At 62.1% G+C, this 15,287-nt stretch carries 16 protein-coding genes; 2 read left to right on the top strand and 14 right to left on the bottom strand.

Annotated elements, in window-relative coordinates; translation table 11 throughout:
- Window positions 1–8: 8 nt before the first annotated feature.
- The 9 genes from HDEN_RS14290 to HDEN_RS14240 all read right to left on the bottom strand — a co-directional run bounded on the left by HDEN_RS14290 (window position 9) and on the right by HDEN_RS14240 (window position 8,857).
- Window positions 9–500: a F0F1 ATP synthase subunit B family protein gene (locus HDEN_RS14290; RefSeq protein WP_013216844.1), complete on the bottom strand. Its 492-nt coding sequence runs from the start codon at window positions 498–500 to the stop codon at window positions 9–11.
- Window positions 501–509: 9 nt separating this feature from the next.
- Complete coding sequence (locus HDEN_RS14285; protein ID WP_013216843.1) at window positions 510–1,073, bottom strand: F0F1 ATP synthase subunit B family protein; 564 nt, start codon at window positions 1,071–1,073, stop codon at window positions 510–512.
- A gap of 35 nt (window positions 1,074–1,108) precedes the next feature.
- Entirely contained in the window at window positions 1,109–1,333 is a 225-nt protein-coding gene (locus HDEN_RS14280; protein WP_013216842.1) for a F0F1 ATP synthase subunit C, read from the bottom strand.
- A gap of 64 nt (window positions 1,334–1,397) precedes the next feature.
- On the bottom strand, window positions 1,398–2,114 hold the full coding sequence (locus HDEN_RS14275) for a F0F1 ATP synthase subunit A (RefSeq protein WP_210160355.1): 717 nt from the start codon (window positions 2,112–2,114) through the stop codon (window positions 1,398–1,400).
- Window positions 2,115–2,174: 60 nt separating this feature from the next.
- Window positions 2,175–2,576 carry an AtpZ/AtpI family protein gene (locus tag HDEN_RS14270; protein ID WP_013216840.1) on the bottom strand — a complete coding sequence of 134 codons (402 nt, stop codon included), beginning with the start codon at window positions 2,574–2,576 and terminating at the stop codon, window positions 2,175–2,177.
- A 566-nt stretch (window positions 2,577–3,142) separates the two neighbouring features.
- Window positions 3,143–6,604 (bottom strand): chromosome segregation protein SMC, encoded by a 3,462-nt coding sequence (gene smc / locus HDEN_RS14255; RefSeq protein WP_013216838.1) that lies wholly within the window; start codon window positions 6,602–6,604, stop codon window positions 3,143–3,145.
- 60 nt (window positions 6,605–6,664) lie between these two features.
- Window positions 6,665–7,459 (bottom strand): DsbA family protein, encoded by a 795-nt coding sequence (locus HDEN_RS14250; RefSeq protein ID WP_013216837.1) that lies wholly within the window; start codon window positions 7,457–7,459, stop codon window positions 6,665–6,667.
- A 15-nt stretch (window positions 7,460–7,474) separates the two neighbouring features.
- The gene (locus HDEN_RS14245) at window positions 7,475–8,176 is read right to left on the bottom strand and encodes a DsbA family protein (protein WP_013216836.1); all 702 of its coding nucleotides are present in this window, start codon (window positions 8,174–8,176) and stop codon (window positions 7,475–7,477) included.
- Window positions 8,177–8,305: 129 nt separating this feature from the next.
- Window positions 8,306–8,857: a DUF721 domain-containing protein gene (locus HDEN_RS14240; protein WP_013216835.1), complete on the bottom strand. Its 552-nt coding sequence runs from the start codon at window positions 8,855–8,857 to the stop codon at window positions 8,306–8,308.
- A 98-nt stretch (window positions 8,858–8,955) separates the two neighbouring features.
- Between HDEN_RS14240 and mutY the strand changes: the two genes are divergently transcribed.
- A complete protein-coding gene (gene mutY / locus HDEN_RS14235) occupies window positions 8,956–10,068 on the top strand; it encodes an A/G-specific adenine glycosylase (RefSeq protein ID WP_013216834.1) in 1,113 nt (370 codons plus the stop codon).
- A 6-nt stretch (window positions 10,069–10,074) separates the two neighbouring features.
- Here the strand turns inward: mutY and HDEN_RS14230 are convergent, their stop codons facing one another.
- From HDEN_RS14230 to HDEN_RS14220, 3 genes are all read right to left on the bottom strand, one after another.
- Window positions 10,075–11,202 carry a site-specific DNA-methyltransferase gene (locus HDEN_RS14230; RefSeq protein WP_013216833.1) on the bottom strand — a complete coding sequence of 376 codons (1,128 nt, stop codon included), beginning with the start codon at window positions 11,200–11,202 and terminating at the stop codon, window positions 10,075–10,077.
- A 119-nt stretch (window positions 11,203–11,321) separates the two neighbouring features.
- Window positions 11,322–12,017: a ribonuclease HII gene (locus HDEN_RS14225; RefSeq protein WP_013216832.1), complete on the bottom strand. Its 696-nt coding sequence runs from the start codon at window positions 12,015–12,017 to the stop codon at window positions 11,322–11,324.
- A gap of 30 nt (window positions 12,018–12,047) precedes the next feature.
- Window positions 12,048–13,163, bottom strand: coding sequence for a PA0069 family radical SAM protein (locus HDEN_RS14220; RefSeq protein WP_013216831.1), 1,116 nt, complete (start codon window positions 13,161–13,163; stop codon window positions 12,048–12,050).
- A 143-nt stretch (window positions 13,164–13,306) separates the two neighbouring features.
- On the opposite strand from HDEN_RS14220, the gene HDEN_RS14215 reads away from it, so the two are divergent.
- Window positions 13,307–14,011: a glycosyltransferase gene (locus HDEN_RS14215; protein WP_013216830.1), complete on the top strand. Its 705-nt coding sequence runs from the start codon at window positions 13,307–13,309 to the stop codon at window positions 14,009–14,011.
- Here the strand turns inward: HDEN_RS14215 and moaB are convergent.
- Both moaB and HDEN_RS14205 read right to left on the bottom strand, forming a co-directional pair.
- On the bottom strand, window positions 14,008–14,550 hold the full coding sequence (gene moaB, locus HDEN_RS14210) for a molybdenum cofactor biosynthesis protein B (protein ID WP_013216829.1): 543 nt from the start codon (window positions 14,548–14,550) through the stop codon (window positions 14,008–14,010). The two genes, HDEN_RS14215 and moaB, sit on opposite strands and share 4 nt — an antisense overlap.
- An 89-nt stretch (window positions 14,551–14,639) precedes the next feature.
- Window positions 14,640–15,179, bottom strand: a complete 540-nt coding sequence (locus HDEN_RS14205; protein ID WP_245256651.1) for an AraC family transcriptional regulator — start codon at window positions 15,177–15,179, stop codon at window positions 14,640–14,642.
- Window positions 15,180–15,287: the final 108 nt, after the last annotated feature.

Here is a 15,287-nt window from a genome sequence, read left to right as displayed (position 1 = left end):
GGCGCCGTTTAGTTCAGGTTGCCGCGAAGATCGCTGATCGACTGAGTAATCAGCGAATCGCCAACCGAACCGCTAGCGCGCGTCTTCAAAAGCTCATGCGCTGCGGAAATCGCCGTATCGACTGCGGTTGCGCGGACTTCGCTCAGAGCCTGCGTCTCCGCACGTGCGATCTTTTCTTCGGCAATCTTCGACCGCCGTTCGAGGCTTTCGGCAAGCGACTTGCGGGCATCGACGGCCAAAGCCTCGGCCTCGCGTTTCGCCTGATCGATGATCGAGCGCGCTTCGTTTTCCGCCTCGCGTGCCTTCCGCTGATAGTCGGCGAGAAGGGCCTGAGCGTCTTCGCGAAGCTTGCGAGCTTCGTCGAGTTCCTTGCGGATTGCGTCCGCACGGTCGTCGAGCATTTTGCCGATCAGCGCGGGCACGCGATAGTAGAGCACCAGCGCAATGAACGTCAGGAAGGCAAGCAGAACCCAGAAAAGTGGATTGTTCGGATCTAACATTGCTTATCCTTACTCGGCCGGTGCCGGCTGGAGCACTTTCTTCACGTCCTCGGGCGAGACGTCGTGCCCGATGAGCTTGGAAACCACCGCCCGCGCCGTCTCCGTCGCAACTTCGCCGATCGCCGACACGGCCTTCGACTTCGTCGTCGAAATACGCGCTTCGGCGTCCTGAAGCTTCACGGCGATCTGAGCATCGACCCGGTGCCGCTCAGCCTCGGTTTCCGCCGCGAGCTTCTCGCGGGTTTCCTTGGCAATGCCCGAGGCGTTGGAACGAGCATCCGCTAACGCCTTTTCGTAGTTGGCGAGAGCAGCGTCAGTTTCGTCCTTCAGGCGTGCAGCGGACTCGAGATCGCGCTTGATGCGGTCGCGGCGTTCTTCCAGAACGTCTCCGACGCGCGGCAGCGCGATCCTGCTCATGACGAACAGCAGGGCGACAAATGTCAGAACCAGCCAAAAGAGCTGACCCGTGAAGTGCTCGGGGTTGAGCTGCGGTAACCCGCCCCCTTCGTGCTTCGCGGCTCCCTCGGCCGCCTCGGCGGCGGCCGCAAAAAGCATGGTGGTGCCGGCAAACATCGTTAGCCTCCGGTTTGAGTGTGCCGTACCCAGTCTCAACCGTAGAGAATGATGAGTGCGATCAGCAGGCCGAACAGACCCGTTGCTTCGGCGAGAGCGAAGCCGATCAGAAGGTTCGTGAACTGTCCCGGAGCAGCCGACGGGTTACGCATAGCGCCCGACAGGTAGTTGCCGAAGATGTTGCCGATGCCGACACCAGCGCCGATCAAAGCGCTGCACGCGAGGCCCGCGCCGATCATCTTCGCTGCTTGAAGATCCATTTCAAAGTCTCCCTTTGCTGTAACTCTTGAGTTTGAAAGTCCGCACCGGATCAGGACGATCCGGTTAGTGATGCATGTTGATGGCGTCGTTCAGATAGATGCAGGTCAGAACGGTGAAGATCAGAGCCTGCAGGAACGCGACCAGAAGCTCGAGGCCCGTGAAAGCCACCATGAAGCCGGCCGGAGCGATCTTGCCCCACCACGGCAGCATGACCGCGAAGCCTGCGAACACTTCGAGCATGGTGTGGCCGGCCATCATGTTTGCGAACAGACGCACCGAGTGGCTGATGGGGCGGATGAAATACGAGATGAGCTCGATCGGCACGATCACGACCAGCAGCCAGAGCGGCACGCCGTGCGGGACGAAAAGCCGGAGATAGCCCGCGCCATGCTTCCAGAAACCGATGATCGTCGCCGTGATCCACACCATAGCGGCCAGCGCGAACGTGACGATGATGTGGCTGGTGACGGCGAAGGAGCCGGGCAACAGGCTCATGAAATTGAGGAAGAGAATGAAGATGAAAATCGAGAAAATCCAAGGGAAGTACTTCATTCCCTCTTCGCCGAGGCTCTCTTTGACGATGCCGGCGACGTATTCATATGTGATTTCTGCGAGCGACTGCACGCGAGACGGGATCAGCGAGCGCGAGCGCATCGCAAAGACCATGAATGCCGTGACCAAGAACAGCGCGATGATCATCATCAGCGACGAGTTCGTGAACGAGACATCGTGTCCGAACACATTGAGCGAGATGATCCGGTGGATCTCGAACTGCTCCATCGGACCGTGATGGGCAACTTCTCCAGCAACTTCGGCAGCCAAGTTCCTACCCCCTGCGTCTCATTCGTCGTCGTCTTTTACCGAAGGCGCTGCTCTTTGCAGCGGCTCATTTTTTGCCTGCGCCTGTTGGGCGGCGCGGACAACATTCAGAAGACCTGCAGCGAAGCCCATGATGACCAGAACGATCATCAACCAGGGCGCCGTGCCAAGATGCTGGTCGAGCGCCCAGCCGAGCGCGCCGCCGACAACAACACCGACGACCAACTCGGCGGCAAATTTGAAAGCAGCCCCGAAATCACCGGACTGGCTTCCGTTTTTGACCGACCGTTCGGCCTTCGCCCGCTGCGTTTTCAGCGCGTCGAGCTTGTGACCAAGTTCTTCGGACCGTTTGCGGATTGCTTCACGGTCTTCCGGGCTAATTTCGCCGTTGCCCGGAGACTGACCCTTGCCATCGCCTGACATGGTTCAAACCATCCAGAAATTGCGGAAAATCGGCCGCTACGGGAGATCGACGGCGCGGACCATAGATAGGGGGTATATGGGTGTCAAGAAAATGGGAATGCGCGATCGCCCCGGCAGGTACGGCGAAACGGCGCACTATCGGCTTATTCGCCTGAAAGTAGCAGGTCCGGCGTGCACTGAACACGCATAACATGCTTCGCGTGTTCATTAGATAAAATCTAAACGTCAGGCGGTTTGTGACTAGGGCCGCGGGGTCGTCTGGGAGCCGGTCGCAGGCTCGCTTGTGGACGGCTGTGGGCCGCTCGACGCATCCATCGGTTTCGAGGTCTTATTGAAGAAAACGATCACGAACCCAGCAAATATTGCGACGATCAATGCGGTCGAAATCAGCAGAACCCGAAAATTCATCTTCTTTCGGTTGCCCTGCCGCGCGTCAGTTGGTTCGATAACCTCGCCTTTCGTCGGCGAATATTTCGGCCTTTCCACGGGCGACCTCCATTCCTCTGAGTTTGGAGAACGCCGGCCGGGAATAGCGGTTCCGCCTTGCCGATGCGCAGCCGCCGGGATTAACCCGCTTCCCGGAAGCTCTGTGCGGTCTGAAGGTCGACGGAGACGAGCTGCGACACGCCCTTTTCAGCCATCGTGACGCCGAACAGCCGGTTCATGCGCGCCATCGTCATCGGGTGATGCGTGATTGCGAGGAACCGCGTGGCTGTCTCGCTCGCCATCTGCTCCATCAGGCGGCAGAAGCGATCGACGTTGGCATCGTCGAGCGGCGCATCGACCTCGTCCAGGACGCAGATCGGCGACGGGTTGGTGAGGAACACCGCGAAGATGAGCGATAGCGCCGTCAGCGTCTGCTCGCCGCCCGAAAGCAATGACAGCGTCGCAGGCTTCTTTCCTGGCGGCTTGGCGATGATCTCGAGGCCGCCCTCCAACGGGTCTTCCGGACTCTCGATCATCTCGAGCCGCGCTTCGCCGCCACCGAACAGATGCGTGAACAGCCGCTCGAAGTGCGCATTGACGGTCGCGAAGGCTTCGTCGAGCCGCGCCTTGCCTTCCTTGTTCAACTGCTGGATGGCGCCACGCAGCTTTTGAATTCCCTGCTCGAGATCGTTCTTCTCCGCGCCAAGACCTTCGAGCTGTTTCGAGACCTCCGCGAGGTCATCATCCGCTTGCAGATTGACGCCGCCGAGCCGTTCGCGATCGGCCTTCAGCCGCGTCAGCTGTTTTTCGACTTCGGCAAGCGGCGGAATGGTCGAAAATTCGGAAACCGCAGCAATTGCGAGGCAATCCTCGGGTGCAACTTCGAACGTCTCGCGAATGTGCCGGGCCGCCTCCTGCCGACGCAGACGCCCATTTTCGAGCCGTGTTTCAATTCGGGCATTGGCTTCGCGTGCGCTTGAGACTTCCGTCTGCGCCGCTCGCAAACCTTCTGTCGCCGCTCGCAACGAGGCTTCGACCGTAGCCAGCGCGTCGGCCGCGGATTTGCGATCTTCGTCAGCGCGCGAAAGCGCCGACAGCAGCGTCTCGCGCTGAGCCGCGATGCGCGCGGGCAGATCGGCGTTGGCTTCGATCTCACCCCGCGTTTCGGTGAGCCGTGCTTCCAGCGCCTGCACCTGCTGTTCGGCGCTCTCGTGCCGGCCTTTCCAGCGGGCGATGTCGGCGTTGGCGTGACGAATGCGTTCCGCTCGGATTTGACGATCCCGCTCGATGCTTCCGACACGCACGCGCGCTTCGGCGACCTCGCGCCGCGCCTGCTCGGCTTCGGTCTGCGCCGTCTTGAGCAGCGGTTCGAGATCTTCGCCAGCGCTCATCGTGACGATGTGCGCCTCGATCTCGACGTGCCGCGCCTGCGCGTTCGTCAGGTCTTCGTCCGCGCGCGCCCGTTGCGCGGTGACAGCCGCAAGCCGCGTCTCGCTTTCGCGCTGAAGCTTTTCGAGCGACGTTAATTTCTGCCGGATTTGTGCGAGCTCGTTTTGCTTGTCGCGCCATAACTGCCGCAAGCGCCGCTCGTCCGCTTCAGCTTTTTGCGCGGCATCAGCCGCCGCGCGCTCGGCTTCGATCGTATCCTTGGCCTCGTTCAGCACGGCCTGAGCCTTGCGATCGAGTTCGAGCAGGCGGTTCTTGTGCGCGAGCCGCTGCGCCGCAGGCGTCACGCCACCCGCAGCCGCGACGAAGCCATCCCAACGCCAGAGATCGCCTTCGAGCGAAACGAGACGCTGGCCAGGCTTCAAGTGCGGCTGCAGCAGCGGCCCGGCGGACCTGTGCACCACGCCGATCTGACGTAGGCGGCGCGTCAGCTCCTGCGGCGCCTGGACATGCATCACCATCGGCTCGGCTTCGGCAGGCAGGGCGTGCTCTTCGGCAGGAACGTCGAGGTGCCGCCAGTGGACGCTGGCTTCCGTCGCCAGAGGCGCTTCGAGATCGTCTCCGAGCGCCGCACCGAGCGCGGTCTCATATCCGGGCGAAACGCGGATCTGATCGACGGCGGGCGGATACGCGCCTTCGTCGGCAACGGCCAGAAGCTTGGCGATCGTCTCGCGCTCCGTCGAGAACGCGTTCGCCGCGAGACGGACCCGCTGGGCTTCATCGCGTCGCGACCTGGCCTCGGCCTGCGTCGTCTTCACGGCCTCTTCCGCGGCGACCGTCTGCGCCTCGATGTCGGTGATTTCCTGCGACAGCGCATGACCGCGTTCGGAAACCTCATCGAGCTGCTGACGATCCGGCGCGTTGGCTGTGATGTCGGCGATCTGCGTATCGAACGACGCGACCTGCCGCGTGATTTTCGTGACGAGATCCTTGCGCTCTTGCAGCGCTTCCTCGAGGCTTCTGAGACGCGCTCTCGCTTCCGCCGCACGATGCGTGATGTCGGCGAAATGCGCGTCCGTTTCGACGCGCCGCGCCTCCGCCTTTTCGAGATTGCTCCGCTCGCTTGCTTCCTCGTCCACCGCCTTGGCGTCCGCTTCGGAAATGGCCGTCAGATCGGCATCGAGATGAACGAGCGTTTCCTTCGCTTCGCGGATGAACCCGGATTCGCGCGTAAGATCGGCTTCGAGCTGCTTCAAGCGCGCATCCAGTTCGCGCGCCCGGTCGGCCGCGCGCTGCGCCTCGCGCTCCAGATTTTCCTGCTCGATTTTGAATCGCGCCAGCGCCGCAGCTTTCTCCGCTTCGGCTTCTCGAAGCGGCGGCAAGCCTTCCGCCAGACGAAGTTCCTCGTTGAAGGATTTCGCTTCCGCTTCCGTCGCGGCTCCAAGACGCGCCATGGCGTGCGCGAGCTGCGCCTCGTCCTGGTCGACACTCGCCTGCGCATCCTGCCACGTCAGATGCCTCGCCAGCGCTTCCTGCTGGCGGATTTCGCCCGAAATCTCCTTATAGCGGCGGGCCTGACGTGCTTGCCGTTTCAAGGAATCCGATTGCGATTGCAGCTGCCCGACGACATCGCTCAGGCGTTCGATATTCGCCTCGGCCGCCCTGAGTCTCAGTTCCGCTTCATGCCGGCGCGTGTGCAGACCGGCGATGCCTGCCGCATCTTCAAGAATGCGCCGCCGATGCTCCGGCTTGGCGTTGACGAGTTCGCCGATCTGTCCTTGCCGCACGAGTGCAGGCGAGCGCGCGCCCGTCGCCGCGTCCTCGAACAGAACCTTGACGTCACGAGCGCGAACTTCGCGGCCGTTGATCCGGTAAGCGGACCCCGCCTCGCGCTCGATGCGGCGCGTGATTTCAATCGTATCGTTGTCGTTGAATTCGGCCGGAGCCCGTCGCGCGCTGTTGTCGAGGAACATCGTGACTTCGGCGCTCTGGCGCTCGGGGCGTCCTCCGGAGCCCGAAAAAATCACGTCGTCCATCGCCGCCGCGCGCATGGATTTATGCGACGACTCGCCCATCACCCAGCGAAGCGCTTCGAGCAGGTTCGACTTTCCGCATCCGTTCGGACCGACGACGCCGGTCAAGCCGGGCTCGATGACGAGCTCGGTCGGATCGACGAACGACTTGAATCCGAGAATTCGGAGACGCGTGATTTTCATTTCGTCGTGGTGTCCTCAATGCCGTCTCAGAGGGGCCAAGGACCGGTCGCGAGATCAGCGCTAAGGACTTGCCGCCGCCGTTGGCGTCCCACCGTGCTGCTCGGCTTGCTGGACGTAGTCGGCAATCTCCGCGATCGTCAGCTCTTTTTTGATGAGCTTGGTGCCGATGAAAAAGTTCGGCGTTCCAACGATGCCGAGCTTGCGCCCACGATCCTTTACCCACTTGAGGTTTTCGATCATGCCTTGATTCTGCAAGCACGCGTCAAACTGCGGGCGAGTCATCCCCACCTGTCGTGCCACGGCATAAATCGCGTCGAGCCGCACTTCCTGGGACACCCAAGAAGACTGCTGCTCCATGAATTTCCCGAAGAGATCTAGGTACTTATCGGGCGGCGCACACCTGAGTGCGATCGTCGCGTTCCCGGACGTTTTCCCGATGGGGAACTCGCGCAGGATGTACCGGACCTTCCCCGTGTCGATGAAGCGCCGCTTGAAATCCGGATAGACGGTCAGGTGGAAGTTCCGGCAATGCGGGCAGGTGAGCGACGCGTATTCGACCATCGTTACCGGCGCATTGGCGTTGCCCCAGCTCATTTCCGGAAGCGGGCTCGGCGCCATCACGTCCGCGATCGTCGGGTTCGCAATGACCTCGCGCCCCGTGCGTGCGGGTTCGTCGGCCGCGCCGAATGGCTTCGGAACGCCTTCCGGCTGCTCGGATGCGATCGACGGATAAGCAGCGCCTGCGTTTCCGTCGCTCGTTATGCTCGCCGTTTGCGGAAGCGTCGCGCCGCATCCGCCAACCGCTGCCGCCACGGCAATGGCGGTGCAAAAGGCCAGAACGCGGATCAGCGGCATGAGGAAGTCCCGAGGTTACTTCGCCGCCAGCAGCGGCTCGATCACCTTATCGAAAGCTTCGAGCGTTGGCGTTTCCGGAAGCTTCTTGCCGTTGATAAAGAATGTAGGTGTGGCATTGACGCCAAACGTATCGCTGGCGCGCGTGCGCTGGGCCGTGATCTGATCCAGAAGCTTCTGGTCGGTCAGGCACTTGTCGAAGCTTTCCTGCGTAAACCCGGCCTGCTTGGCGATGTCGAAAAGCTTCGGCACCGGATTTCCCTGCGTGAACGCCCACTCGGCCTGCTTGGCGTAGAACGTCTGGATCAGCGGGAACGTCTTATCGCCGCCTGCGCAGCGGGCGAGCATCGAGACGGCGGCCGCGAGGTTGTCGAGCGGGAATTCGCGATAGACGAAGCGGACTTTGCCGGTGTCGATGTATTTCTTTTTGAAGTTCTCGAAAACGTCGGTCTCGAAGTGCGCGCAGTGCGGGCAGGTCATCGACGCATACTCGACGACGGTGACTTTGGCGTCCGCCGGCCCGAGCGTGAGGTCAGCCAGATCCGACGGCTTCATCAGCTCGTCGACCGAGACTTCCGACGGGCCCTGTTTGCGCTGAGCATACGAAGGTCCGGACGCGGCGATCGAGAAACCGCTGACGGCGACGGTTGCCGCCATGCCAAGCCATGCTGCACGGCGCGACACGGAACGCCCCGAAAGAAGGTCATTGAATGCGCTCAAGGTCGTGACTCCTCTTCGGATTATGTCGCGCAGGACCGCACGTCCGGCGCTGGCACGTTTATCGCGCTCGAATAAGCCGAAAGCGCGCTGAATAGCAACTGAACGCTTATTTAATGACGTTGCGGCGGCTCAGCGCGGTTGCGCGGCGGCCTTGACATTGTTCGCGAGAGACGCGAGCGCCCCGCTCAGGCCTTCTGTGATCGGCGACGTTGCGCCCTGATCCGGGACGGCTGGCGCATAGCGAACCGGCTCGGTCTTGGCCGGTGTTTCCGCCTTTGGCGTCTGAACGATGCGCAGCTGCGCGATTGCGCGGTAGCCGAAGTAGCGGTTGATCCGGTCGATGATTTCCTGCGTCCGGTACGAAACCTCGAGCGCAAACGCCGGGTTGGAGGCCAGGATGAGCGTCGCCCCGGTCGTCGGCGCGTCATCGTCGGACGCAACCCGCCCCTTGGCGCCGCGCGGCCACTTGATGGCGTCGGGACGTGTCAGCCGCGCAAGATCGGCTCCGACGATCGTTTCCCACGACGTCATGATTTCGGCAGTGTGAAATCCGTATTTTTCGAATGCCGCCGCTACAACTTTCGGCACATATGCCCCGACTGAGCGGGCGAAATAGCCCTTGGACGCGCGCTTGTCGGCCGGCAGCGGCCGCGCAACGGCTGTGGGTTGTTTGCCGTTCATGGCAATCCGACGCTCGAGTTGGCTTGTGGTGTCGTACAGGACAACTACCATTGTCGACGCGATTCGAGAGTCCGGCGCAACCAGAGATCGGGAGACGCATGGGCGCTCCTCAGAAAACTCAGAAGCAGTTGCCTCTCCGGCCGGCAGGTCCGGACACCGTGGCGGCGTTGCTCCGTTGGTATGAGGCCGAGCGCCGCGATCTCCCGTGGCGCTACGGTCCGCGCAAGAAAGCCGATCCCTATCGCGTCTGGCTGTCGGAGATCATGCTCCAGCAGACGACGGTGAAGGCCGTCATTCCGTATTTCCAGAAGTTCGTCGCGCGCTGGCCGAACGTCGCCGCGCTCGCCGCCGCTCAGCTTGAGGAAGTCCTGCAGCAGTGGGCAGGCCTCGGCTATTATTCCCGCGCGCGCAATCTCAAAGCCTGCGCCGACGCGGTCGTCCGCGACTTTGACGGCGTATTTCCGCGCACCGAAGTCGAACTGCGTGAGCTACCGGGCATCGGTCCCTACACGGCAGCGGCGATTGCGGCGATTGCCTTCGGCGAGAAGGCGACGCCGGTCGATGGTAATATTGAACGTGTCGTCTCGCGATTGTTTGCGGTCCAGCAGCCGCTTCCTGCGGCCAAGACGGAAATCCGCAATCTCGCCGCCACGCTGACGCCAGCCCGGCGGGCCGGAGACTTCGCGCAGGCGATGATGGATTTGGGCGCCGAAATCTGCACGCCGAAAAATCCCTCCTGCCTCGTGTGTCCCGTACAGCCCGATTGCGCCGCGAGCGCGCGCGGCATTGCGGAGACCCTGCCGATCAAAGCCCAGAAGCTGGCACGTCCGTCGCGCTTCGGCATCGCGTTTCTGGTTCAGCGCGAAGATGGCGCCGTGCTCCTCCGCCAGCGGCCTGAAGCGGGATTGCTCGGCGGCATGCTGGAAGTTCCATCGACCCATTGGGGTGATGCGTCACCCTCGAAGCGCGAAGCTCTGCGCTCAGCGCCCGTGACGACATCGTGGATGGCGGTGCCGGGACCGGTCGTGCACGTGTTCACGCATTTCCGGCTCGAACTCGTCGTCTATCGCGCGATCGTGCCGGTCGATGCGAGCTTCACGCTATGGGCCGAGCAGGATCGCTGCCGCTGGGTTCATCGTCGCGATCTGCACGCGCAGGCGCTCCCGAGCGTGATGAAAAAAGTCATCGCGCACGGGATGAACGCCGAGTGAGATCGCTTATTTGCCCATCGATGCCGAGCTTGAACCGCTGAGCCCGAGCTGCCGCTTGGCTTCGCCGCGCAGCACGTCGATCGGCCTCAGTTTCCCTTCCGCCTCGAAGTGCCAGTACGTCCAGCCGTTGCACGCGGCCTTGCCCTGCACCATCGCGCCGAGGCGATGGATCGACGCTTGCTGACCGGCGCACGCGAGCGTTCCGTCGGCGCGAACTTCAGCGCGCACTTCACGACGCGGTCCGAACAGTTTCTGTCCGGGTTCGAGAATGCCAAGCTCGAGAATTTGCCCGAACGGAATGCGCGGCTCGCTGCGCTTCGACGGGATCGCTTCGATTGCGTCGAGATCGAGCGGCCGGACTTTCGCGATGCGCTCATCGGCGGCGCGCGCATAGTCGGTATCGCGCTCGATGCCGATGAACTTGCGACCAAGGCGCTTCGCAACCGCGCCCGTCGTGCCCGTTCCGAAGAAGGGATCGAGAACGGTGTCGCCCGGCTTCGTCGACGCGATCATAATGCGATGCAGAAGCGCTTCCGGTTTCTGCGTCGGATGCGCCTTGCGTCCGCCGTCGTCTTTCAGCCGCTCCGGCCCCGAGCAGATCGGGAACAGCCAGTCGGAGCGCATCTGCAGGTCGTCGTTCGACGCCTTGAGGCTTTCATAATTGAACGTCACGCGCGATTTGCGATCGCGACCTGCCCAGATCATCGTCTCATGCGCGTTGGTGAAACGCTTGCCGCGGAAGTTCGGCATCGGGTTCACTTTGCGCCAGATGACGTCGTTCTGAATCCAGAAGCCGAGATCCTGAATCGCGACACCGAGGCGGAAGATGTTGTGATAGGAACCGATGACCCAGATCGCGCCGTCGGGCTTCAGCACGCGCCGGCATTCTTTCAGCCACGCGCGGCAGAATGAATCGTATTCGGCGAAGTCCTGGAACTTGTCCCAGGCATCGTCGACGCCGTCGACTTTTGTGTTGTTGGGCCGGAGGAGGTCGCCCGCGAGCTGCAGATTGTAAGGCGGGTCGGCAAAAACGAGATCGACACTTGCCGTGGCGATCTTCTTCAGTTCGTTGATGCAATCACCAACGAGAATCCGTCCGCTCTCAGAGCGGCCCTTGACGCGACGCGACACCATACACACTACCCGTAACGCTACGATCACTGAGGCGTCGCCGCGAGATATCCACAGGCGTGCCGACGATCTTTGTACATGATCGGCGGCGTCTGGGAATACGCATCAAGGTGCGAAGATATTTATATTTTCGATTCCACCTGCAACCCGAATCCGAGCTGCGCGCGCCGTCGCGAAGCCTTTTCGTCGACGAGGCCCAACGCCAATTGCACTGGCCGGAACGACCGCCGGTGCAGCGCCGAGACGCCAAGTTTTGCAATGGCTGCTTGGTGTTCCGGCGTTCCGTAACCTTTATGCCGCTCGAAGCCATAGCCCGGATACGCGCGCGCAAAATCCATCATCAAACGGTCGCGCGTGACCTTGGCGACGATCGATGCCGCCGCGATGGAGAGACATTTTGAATCACCCTTGACGATCGCGCGGACGGACATCGGGATGCGCGGAGTCTTGTCGCCATCGACGAGGACGAGCTTGGGCGTTTCACCGAGTTGGCTGACGGCCTCAGCCATCGCCCACAGCGTCGCGCCGAGAATATTCTCGCGATCGATGCGATCGACATCCGCGATGCCGACCCCGACGATCGCGACCTTCATGATGCGCCGGTAAAGGAACGCGCGCGAATCTTCGTCGAGCGTTTTGCTGTCGTCGATGTTCGCCGGGATCTTGTCGGGATCGAGGATGACCGCCGCCGCCACGACCGGCCCGGCCCACGGTCCGCGTCCGGCCTCGTCGACGCCCGCGATCGGACGCGATCCGAGCTGGTGCTCGGCGGCTTCGAGTTCGAACGTCGGCTTGATGCGCGAATCAGCAATCTTCATGCGCGAGAGTGATCATCGCGCAAGCACCCGTCAAAGCAGCTTCAGTTGTTTTCCCCTGTCTCCGGGCGCCTCGAACAGATCCGTTCGCATCGCGCCGCGTTCGCCGCCAAGCCCGAGCCGCTGCTTCGCGAGCCTGAAGCGCAATGCGATCTGCGTCGCATAGGGGCCCTTGCCGCGCTGGCGCATCCCGAACTCGGCCGTGTAATCGCGCCCGCCGTGCATGGATTGTAGAAGCGAGATCACCCGGCTCGCGCGCCCTGGAAATTCCTCCGCGAGCCATTCGCGAAACAGCGTCTTGATCTCCAGCGGCAGCCGCAGAAGCACGTAACCGGCGTCCCGTGCGCCTGCCTCGCGTGCAGCCTCCAGGATCGGCTCGATCTCGTGATCGGTCAGTCCGGGAATGATTGGCGCAACCATCACGGTGACTGGAATTCCAGCTTGCGACAGCTGCCGCACGGTTTCGAGACGCCGGGACGGGGTTGCAGCGCGCGGCTCCATTGCCCGTGCGACGTGCCGGTCGAGCGTGGTGATCGAGACGGCGACTTTCGCAAGGCCCTTCGCCGCCATCGGCTGCAAAATATCGATGTCGCGCGCGACGAGCGCCGACTTGGTGATGATGCCGACCGGGTGGTTCGTCCGCGCCATGACTTCGAGGATCGACCGCGTGATCCTTCGCTGCCGCTCGATCGGCTGATAGGGATCGGTATTCCCGCCAAGCGCGATCGTTGACGGCCGGTAGCCGGGCTTGGCGAACTCGCGCTCCAAAAGCGTGGCGGCTTCTGACTTCGCGTAGAGCTTCGTTTCAAAGTCGAGTCCCGCCGAGTGCCCGAGATAGCAATGGCTCGGCCGCGCATAGCAATAAATGCAGCCATGCTCGCAGCCGCGGTACGGATTGATCGAGGCTTCAAACGAAATGTCGGGGCTGTCGTTGCGCGAGATGATCGATTTCGCGGTGTCCTCGAACACCTCCGTCTTGAACGCATCGAGTTCGGCCAGGCTCTCCCAGCCGTCGTCGAACGCCTCGTGCACGTCTTTCTCGAAACGCCCGCTGGAGTTCGAGCGCGCACCCCGGCCGCGCCGGCGCTCCACATCGACGACGTGAAAGTGGCGGTCGTTCGGTTGTTCGGGTTCGCGAGAAGAAGCCACGGCAGCCTTTCATTTGCGATGCCCTCTTGTAGCAAAGAGGCGAGAACAAATAAAGAACAAAATTCTTCCGGAATCTTCGCGCTAGGCGGCATGCGGCGAGGACTGCGCTTGTCGCTGAGGCGACCGCGTGCCAGTAAACACGCATGATCACGGTTATCGTCGCCGCGCATAATTCGGAGCACACGCTCGGGGCCGCGCTAACCGCCCTCGTGCCGGCGGCGATCGACGGTATCGTCCGCCAGGTGATCGTCGTCGATGGCGGCTCAACGGATCAAACCGCGAAAATCGCAGACCTTGCAGGTGCCGATTTCATCTCGAACGCGCCAGGACGCGGTCGGCAGTTCGCGCAAGGCGCGGCTCGGGCACGCTTTCCGTGGCTATTGTTTTTGAGCGCCGACACGGTTCTCGCTGAAGGTTGGGAGCGTAGCGCCACCGCCTTCATGCGCAGCGTCGATCTCGGCGAGCGCTCGCCCGCCGCCGCCGCATTCGCTTTTCGCATCGACGACAACGGATTTAGGCCGCGCCTATTGGAACGTCTGTTCCAAATGCGGTGCAAACTCTCGCCGATGCCTTACGCCGATCAGGGCTTGCTCATTTCGCGTCAGTTGTTCGATGCCGTCGGCGGTTATCAAGACTTGCCGGTGCTCGAAGACGTCGATCTGGCGCGCCGCCTCGGCCGCCGCCGCTTGGCGATGCTCGACGCGCACGCCATAGCATCCTCCGAACTCTACCGGCGCGACGGCTATCTATCGCGCTCGCTGCGCAATCAGATCTGTCACGCGCTCTTTGGCTTGGGGCTTCCGATCAAAGTGATCGCGCGGCTCTATCGCGCCGACGCGGCGTCCTAACCTGCCTTCCGGTGCTCTTCGAGCCTCGGCATGATCTCGACGAAATTGCAGGGCTGATGCCGCGCGTCGAACTGAAACTTCAAGATGCCGTCCCACGCATCGCGGCACGCGCCGGGCGATCCCGGCAGGCAGAAGATATACGTTCCGTGTGCGACGCCCGCGCAAGCGCGGGACTGAACGGTCGACGTGCCGACTTTCTGATACGACAGCATGTGAAACAGGATCGAAAAGCCTTCGATGTCCTTTTCGAACAGCGGCTTCACGGCTTCCGGCGTCACGTCGCGGCCTGTGAAGCCGGTGCCGCCGGTCGTGATGACGCAATCGATCTGCGGGTCGTCGATCCACCCTTTGACCGCGGCAGCGATGGCGTTCGCGTCGTCTCTGACCAGCTTGCGATCGGCGACGACGTGGCCCGCTTCGCTGATGAGCTTCGCCAGCAGATCGCCTGATTTGTCTTCGCTTGCCGAGCGCGTGTCCGACATCGTCAGAACGGCGATCCTGACCGGAATGAAAGTACGATTTGGGTCGATGCCGGCCATTGCAAAAGTCCTCGCGTCACGGACGAACAGAGGCACGGACTTTGGCCGTATGGCTGATCTTCGTCCAGCGGCGAAAGCGCCGCGTCGACCTAAAAGTTCGCAGCCATGCGTGATGGGATGGTCTCTTCGACGGTGCTCACCGGCACGCAGATATCCGAGCGCAAATCCTGGTCGGCATAGTTGTTCGGATTGTCCATATAGATCGAGACGACCGGGCGATTTTGATCAAAGCAAAGTCCCGGCAACGGCCGGAACCGCGTGTAAACGTTTTCGACGGTCGATCGCATCTGGTCGTAGCTTCCCGTGAGGCGGCGGCAGGCGTAGGGGCCGGCGGGAAGCGTCGTGATCCCGAACTCGGGCAGTGACCTCTCTTCGATGCCGGATCGGATTTCAACGCAGGCGTCGTATCGGCAGTTCTTGGAACCGACGTCGAGCGGATTATCGTGCGCCATGCCGTAACCCCGCCCGATCGACTCGTAGAGTCCGCTGTCGTCGAGCTGTCGGAACAGACGCTCCCAGACTTTTGGTATGACATCGCTGTAGCGTCCTGTCGCGCTGACGTAGATCAAGCGCGTCGGACGCAGATAGAGCAGGATCGAGTGCGGATTGTACATTGCGGCGCCGGCCACTCGGAGGCCGCCCTACTGAAAGACGTGAATTGGTCCGTATGCACCATAACGCGCGTCCGGTTTTCCCCCGGCTTAAGTGAATGTCTAAAATTTTATCGAATTTTGAGA

It is taken from the genome of Hyphomicrobium denitrificans ATCC 51888 (assembly GCF_000143145.1).
GTDB classification, from domain to species: Bacteria; Pseudomonadota; Alphaproteobacteria; order Rhizobiales; family Hyphomicrobiaceae; genus Hyphomicrobium_B; species Hyphomicrobium_B denitrificans.
The sequence above is the reverse complement of the archived record's forward strand: the minus strand, read 5'-3'. Positions and strand labels throughout refer to the sequence as shown.